Annotated in this window: 5 protein-coding genes; 2 read left to right on the plus strand and 3 right to left on the minus strand. The window is 41.3% G+C overall.

Features of this window, described 5'->3' with window-relative positions; all coding sequences use genetic code 11:
* Positions 1 to 179: 179 nt before the first annotated feature.
* The gene (gene alaS / locus V7K46_RS21505) at positions 180 to 2,942 is read right to left on the minus strand and encodes an alanine--tRNA ligase (RefSeq protein ID WP_335116627.1); all 2,763 of its coding nucleotides are present in this window, start codon (positions 2,940 to 2,942) and stop codon (positions 180 to 182) included.
* Positions 2,943 to 3,193: 251 nt separating this feature from the next.
* Here alaS and V7K46_RS21510 point away from each other — a divergent pair, with 251 nt between their 5' ends.
* A complete protein-coding gene (locus V7K46_RS21510) occupies positions 3,194 to 3,394 on the plus strand; it encodes a heavy-metal-associated domain-containing protein (RefSeq protein WP_273764090.1) in 201 nt (66 codons plus the stop codon).
* Positions 3,395 to 4,266: 872 nt separating this feature from the next.
* Positions 4,267 to 5,310, plus strand: coding sequence for a GGDEF domain-containing protein (locus V7K46_RS21515; protein WP_335116629.1), 1,044 nt, complete (start codon positions 4,267 to 4,269; stop codon positions 5,308 to 5,310).
* Positions 5,311 to 5,315: 5 nt separating this feature from the next.
* Here the strand turns inward: V7K46_RS21515 and V7K46_RS21520 are convergent, their stop codons facing one another.
* Both V7K46_RS21520 and V7K46_RS21525 read right to left on the minus strand, forming a co-directional pair.
* Positions 5,316 to 5,999 carry an ATP-dependent Zn protease gene (locus V7K46_RS21520; protein ID WP_335116631.1) on the minus strand — a complete coding sequence of 228 codons (684 nt, stop codon included), beginning with the start codon at positions 5,997 to 5,999 and terminating at the stop codon, positions 5,316 to 5,318.
* A 231-nt stretch (positions 6,000 to 6,230) separates the two neighbouring features.
* A complete protein-coding gene (locus V7K46_RS21525; protein WP_335116633.1) occupies positions 6,231 to 6,452 on the minus strand; it encodes a hypothetical protein in 222 nt (73 codons plus the stop codon).
* Between the last annotated feature and the right edge of the window lie 340 nt (positions 6,453 to 6,792).

The raw sequence follows: 6,792 nt of genomic DNA on the forward strand, positions 1-6,792 counted from the left end.
GATTTTTAGTTCCTTATAGGCATAAACTAGTTATAGATAGCAGTGGTTATCTTACACTTGCGATCGCTGTATTCATTTCATGTCTAATAGCGCTTTTGGGTTGAGTTAAATATAGACCTAACAAGAACAGCCCCTTCCTTGCAAGGGAAGGGGAGTAATTCTTAAAGTGAGGAAGATGGTTAGCCCAACGCGGACTTTAACTCACTTTGTGCTTGTTCCAAGGCTTCTGGTAATTTACTCGCATCGCGTCCGCCTGCTTGGGCTAAGTTCGGTCTTCCACCGCCACCGCCACCGCAGATTTTAGCGATCGCACCTACAAATTTACCAGCTTGCAAACCTTTTTTGTTCACTTCTTGACTAAAAGCTGCAACTATGCTAACTTTTCCTGGTTCAGGAACAGAACCCAGCACCACTGCACCATTACCGATTTTTTGCAGCAAGCGTTCGGCTGCGGTTTTCAATGATTCTGGATCAACGTCTTCTAATTGGGCGACAATAATTTTATAATCGCCTACAGTTTGGGCTGTTTGCAACAAGCTGTCAGATTTTGCGATCGCTAACTGTACCTTCAAGGTTTCCAGTTCCTTCTGGCTGGTTCTGAGTTCGCTTTGCAGACTTGTGATTCTGTCTGGTAGTTCTTCGGGTTTAACTTTAAAGCGATCGCTCAAATCTTTAACTACTTTATCCCGAAGGTTGAGATAATCTAGGATTGCCGGCCCCGAAACAGCTTCAATGCGCCGCACCCCAGAAGCTACGCCAGCTTCTGAGATAATCTTAAACACGCCAATTTCAGCCGTGTTACTCACATGGGTTCCACCGCACAGTTCCATTGATACGCTAGGGAAGTCAATCACCCGCACTTCCTCGCCGTATTTTTCGCCGAACATGGCAACAGCACCCCTAGCTTTCGCCTCTGCTAAAGGTAATACTTCCACTTTTGCAGCATGTGCTTCAGCAATCCAAGTGTTCACCTGTTCCTCAATTTGTTGCACTTCCTCTGCTGTCAACGCGCGGGGACAGTTGAAGTCAAAGCGCAACCTGTCAAAGGAAACTAGGGAACCAGCTTGAGATATGCCATCATCAACAATTTTCTTCAACGCCGCTTGCAACAGGTGCGTTGCAGTATGGTTAGCTTGGGCGCGACGCCGACAAGCTGGATCAATTTGGGCTGTAACATGATCACCGACGCGCAGTGTACCGCGTTCGATGCGTCCGAAGTGAATAAAGAAATCAGATTCTTTCTTCATATCTTCCACCCGGACTAGAATACCATCACCAGAGATATAACCGCGATCGCCGATTTGTCCCCCAGATTCAGCATAAAATGGCGTTTTGTCAAGGACAATTTGCACCTGTGTCCCCGCTTCTGCTTCCTCTTGAGAAACACCTTCTACTAATATCGCTTCAACTTTCGCAGTCGCCGCAGGTTGGGTATAGCCTAAGAACTCCGTGGCTTGGATGTTTTCTGCTAATTTGTCGAGGGAACCTTGTACAGTTAAGTCGATGGTTTCGTGTGCTTCCTTGGCGCGAGTTCGCTGCTTTTCCATTTCTGCACTAAAACCCTCAACATCAACTTTTAGTCCATGTTCTTCTGCGATTTCTTGGGTAAGTTCCAGAGGGAAACCGTAGGTATCATACAAGGTAAAAGCTTCATCTCCAGTGATCCGATAGGCATCTTCAGGATTAATTAAGGATAACCCTGGAGATTTATTTTTATTCTTCATCTCCCTGTATTGAGCAGAAGCTTCAGCATCAATTGGCGATGGTAAAACTTTTGGAGATGAATTTGCTGGCAAATCTACTGTTTTGGTTTGAATGATAATATCTAGCAGTTTTTCACCTCTGTCGAGAGTCGTGAGGAAATTGGATTCTTCCCGTTGCAACTCAGCTTTAATTGCTGCTTCCCGTTGGCGCACATTGGGGTAAGCTGATTCAGAAAGAGCGATCGCAGTTTCGGCAACTTGGGTAGTAAATTCGCCAGAAATCCCAATTAATCGCCCATGACGCACCACGCGCCGAATTAATCGCCGCAGCACATAACCCCGTCCCACGTTGGAAGCGCGAATTTCATCAGCGATCATGTGGACAACTGAACGAACGTGATCACCAATGACTTTCAGAGAGACTTTGGTTTTTTCATCACTTTTGTGGTAATCAACACCAGCAATTTGCGCTGCTGTTTGGATAATTGGGAAAATTAGGTCAGTTTCGTAGTTATTGGGCACTTTTTGGAGGATTTGCGCCATTCTCTCCAAACCCATGCCGGTGTCGATGTTTTTGTTTTGCAGCGGCGTTAAATTGCCGGAAGCATCCCGGTTATATTGCATGAAAACGAGGTTGTAAAACTCGATGAACCGGGAATCGTCTTCTAAATCTATATTTTCGTCACCGCGTTCTGGGTGGAAGTCATAATATATTTCTGAACAAGGCCCACAAGGCCCAGTCGGCCCAGATACCCAAAAGTTATCATCTTCGCCCAGGCGTTTAATTCTCGCTATCGGCACACCGATTTGATCACGCCAGATACCAAAAGCTTCATCATCATCTTCAAAAACGCTGACGACGAGATTTTGGGGGGAAAAGCCAAAGACTTGTGTGGAGATTTCCCAACCCCAAGCGATCGCTTGTTCTTTAAAATAATCACCAAAGCTGAAATTGCCCAGCATCTCAAAAAACGTGTGATGCCGTTTGGTGCGTCCGACGTTTTCGATGTCGTTGGTACGGATACACTTTTGCGAAGTCGTAGCCCGCTTAAACTCTGGTGTGCGCTGCCCCAAGAATATTGGCTTAAATGGTAGCATCCCCGCGATCGTCAGCAGCACGGTTGGGTCTTCTGGCACGAGGGAGGCACTTGGGAGAATTTGGTGTTTCCGTTGGGCAAAGAAGTCGAGGAATATGTTGCGAATTTCGTTACCGCTTAGGTACTGAGGATTTGAAGACATGGGTGTTTTTAACTTTAGACTTTAGACTTGGGCGTAGCGGCACTAGGTAGGTGTATTTTCATAAATAGCTTTATATATTCTTGCATTTTGTTTCATATTAGTGCTAGCGAATTGTATCAGTCGATAAGTTATATACAGTTAGTGTGATGCTTTTACACCACTACCTTACTTTAGTAGGATGCAGGAGCGCATTTTGATGGCTAAGATCAATGCTTAAGAAATGATTTAAAATCTTCCTAATGAGGTAACAAATGGCACTAAAGCTGAAAGTATCAAATATTGCTTGTGAGGGATGTGCAGAAACAATTACTGAATCCATCCACGTTATGGAACCTGAAGCCAAGGTGGATGTCGATGTTAATGCTAAAACTGTCACGGTAGAATCCGCAGCTTCTGAGGAGTCAATCAAACAGGTAATTGTTGCTGCTGGTTACGCTGTTGAAGGTTATTGATCTGATTCTAGCTTTTCACAAAAGTTTAGATTTTAATATCTCAGGCTATGCTAACAAAATTTTTTATATTTTTCGACCCTTTCTTCAGGCGGAATTAAACTAATATTCCCATATTAGGGGTAGATTTTGACATGGAGTTTTTTTATTTAGCTTTGTTTTCTAGATTTATGATGTTGGGGTAAATTAAAAAAGATGTGAATTAAGTTGACAAACACAGATTAAGGTTAAGCTAAGACATTTTGTCTCAGCTTCTAACACATTGTGATACTTGGGTTCAGACCTTACTTAAATTGTAAATTTTTATCTGTAAGGATGTTAGTCCCACAAAGCTACCTACCTTAGTAGAAGCGAGTTTTGCTGACTATTTGAGTCGCGTTTTTTTGCAATTCAATCCCTACCTTGATACTCGATAAAAGCCGATTCATTAAAGAAAAAGGCTGAAGTGTTCTATGGGTAATAATATTTTTAATTCAATGAGAAAATATTGGCTTTTATAATTTATTTTTCTTTTTAGAAAGAAAAATTGTGACCTAATGTGACAGTTATTACAAACTATTTATTTTGGTAATTACCTCAGAAAAATAACATTTAAGAAACTACTGTAAGGGTTTTTTGACAAGCAAATAATATTCAGTAGTTTTACTGATTTAAAAACATTCTCTAAAGAAGACATTAGTTGTCAGAAGTGAAGCTTTTAGAAAGTCTAGTAATAAATGTCAAGTTTTAAGAGGATATTGAACTTGGAAATTTATTGTGAATTTAGTGTCACAAAAACGAGATATCAAGAAACATAACTCAGTCAAAATATCATATTTAGTATTAAGCAACAATCCCAGCAAGTTTTACTAAGTTAATCTCTTGAGAATTTAAATATGATAAAAAACAAAGCAAAAAATATTTCTATTCTGGTCTTTGGAAAGAATAATTTTATCGCTACACTTCCAGATCAGATCCGTTATGCGACTGCTTTTAATGTAGAAGTTATAGACAATCTTAATCAGGCAGTGTCACAAATTCAAATGACGCCCCCCGATATAATATTTGTGCAGGCTAGCCTGGATGGCAGTATGAAACTGTGCAGTTGGTTGAAAAAGCAGACAAAACTATCCTGGATATACTGTATTCTGTTTGAGGATCGTCCCCAGCAGCTTACTGATAGAAATAAGTATGGTTGGCAAAGGGAATTAGAGATGAGTGCTGCGGCATTAAAGCAAGGAGCCGATGCTTATATTTGGTATCTTATTGAAAAAAAAACAGACTATACCTTAGCAGAGTTGACCGCTAACCACGGTTTAATACTTGCTCAATTAACTGTTGGCTTGCGGAAAGCGCAAAAATACCAAGATTTGATTCGGACAAATGATATTTTATCAGCGATCGCCTTAGCCGATTCCTTGACAGAATTAAAAAATCGTCGCGCTTTAGCATGGGACTTACCCAGAGAAATTAAAACAGCTAGAACTCAAAAAACTTCCCTGAGTTTAATTATTCTGGATATAGATCATTTTAAGAAAGTTAACGATACTCATGGGCATTTAGTAGGTGATCGCGTCTTGCAGTTGCTGTGTCAACGTCTGCAACACAATCTGCGCTCTCAAGACACAGCATTTCGCTATGGTGGCGAAGAATTTGTGATTCTTCTGGCTGACACTACCGATGAGGAAGCACTATTAGTGGCCCGTCGTCTCAATCGCTTAGTCAGCGACAAACCATTTGCACTCAGCAATAAACTGACAATTAATATCACCATTAGTCTGGGCACAGCCTGTCTGCAAGCTGAGGATGATGATCAAGGAGAGAGTCTGCTGTATCGTGCCGATCAATGTCTCTTACAGGCTAAAACTGCTGGGCGTAATCGGGTTATTAACTCGAACTACATACCTCATGTCTCACGTTTGAAAGCTGTTTCTTCGTGAACTACCTACTCCCCATTCCCTACTCCTAACTCAACATGACAATCTTCTACCGAAGTGCGTTGTCGCATGGCATTAACTAAAGCTTCGTAGCTAGACCAATTTTCTTGCAGTAGGGTTTTTGCCTGGAGGGTATGAAACCGCAGTTTCTGCTGATAAAGTGATTCAGAAAAGCCCAAAATTGTCAATACTCCTATCAGCTTGTTTTTATCATCAGATCCACCTTCAGCATTATTAAAAATTAGGGTTTCAGCAGCAATACCCGCCATCCAAACAGTACAGTAGCGGTCTAGCATTTGGGCACTGATTTTACCCACTTTTAGTTGAGATGCTAATTCGCCATCATCAAAGCTAACGCCGCCTTGCCCAGATTGCCCCTGTTTCCAGGCTTCCCAAGCGCTGAGGGTGTAACCAGTAACGGGAATACCTAACAGGTAAGCAACCAAAAAATGCCCTGCTTCGTGGTGGACGATGCGATCGCGGTGTTCATTTGAAAAACCAGCAATCCAATCTAAAAAGATAGTACCACCCTTGCCTTGCAAGCTGAAACTATCTAACGTGGCTATGCCTAAGATGGTGAAGGTAGCAAGTGCCGGTACTGCTGGCGATAAGTTTAAGAATGGCCCCAGCAGTACTGATAGGGTCATGAGAAAGATGGATATTGCAACTAAATTTAGACTAGTCTGGCTCATTGAGAGTTTTCTGAGAATCTGCTTAATCTTTCTTCATTATGAGGCGATCGGACACCTTCTGTATCAAGTGTCTTTACAAATCCCTTGACGACCTAATTTCCCGCACTGGCATTTGACTAGAAGTGAATTTTATTAGCAATATGCTCGTGGTTTTGAGTTGATAAATCGGTAATCACATTTAAAAGCAGTCTGGCTGATCATGAGGCGAGATTAGCAACAAAAGGAATGCGATTAAACAATGCTGCATTTATTGAGAATGATTTCTAGCTGATTCTGTATCTGCTCAAGTTCTTGGCGCTTTTGGTAAATCCACATCTTTTCAGCCTCACGTTGTTCCAGAGTTTCGTTGTGAGCTTTTTCCTGCTGTTCTAGGAAATTTTCATAAAGTGCGATGACTCGATTAGCTGATTCAACTTGGCTATTAAAGACTTGCCAATAGATGGATTCTGACATCGCGCCCACTGGCTTCTCCTATTTTTTCTAAAACTTCCTGTTTTTCTGCTTTATAAATTTGAATTTTTCCATCTAAAGTATCCTCCGATTGATATAGCCCATCTAAACCTTTCTCGATGACTCTATTTATGTGACTAATTAGAGTGCTTAATTTTTACTATTCTACAATCAAACGTCAAGAAGATGGCGTATATTCTAATGGAATGTGGGTAGTATTAATCTTAAAGTTAAATAAAAGTTAAATAATAGCCCATCTAAACCTTTCTCGATGACTCTATTTATGTGACTAATTAGAGTGCTTAATTTTTACTATTCTACAATCAAACGTCAAGAAGATGGC

Origin of the sequence: Nostoc sp. (genome assembly GCF_036917395.1) — a bacterium.
Lineage (GTDB): Bacteria > Cyanobacteriota > Cyanobacteriia > Cyanobacteriales > Nostocaceae > Nostoc.

What these genes read in the sequence shown, in the direction of transcription:
- V7K46_RS21515 (WP_335116629.1), top strand. Translation starts at nt 4,267, where the DNA reads ATGATAAAAAACAAAGCAAAAAATATTTCTATTCTGGTCTTTGGAAAG.
- V7K46_RS21510 (WP_273764090.1), top strand. Translation starts at nt 3,194, where the DNA reads ATGGCACTAAAGCTGAAAGTATCAAATATTGCTTGTGAGGGATGTGCA.
- V7K46_RS21525 (WP_335116633.1), bottom strand. Translation starts at nt 6,452, where the DNA reads ATGTCAGAATCCATCTATTGGCAAGTCTTTAATAGCCAAGTTGAATCA.
- V7K46_RS21520 (WP_335116631.1), bottom strand. Translation starts at nt 5,999, where the DNA reads ATGAGCCAGACTAGTCTAAATTTAGTTGCAATATCCATCTTTCTCATG.
- alaS (WP_335116627.1), bottom strand. Translation starts at nt 2,942, where the DNA reads ATGTCTTCAAATCCTCAGTACCTAAGCGGTAACGAAATTCGCAACATA.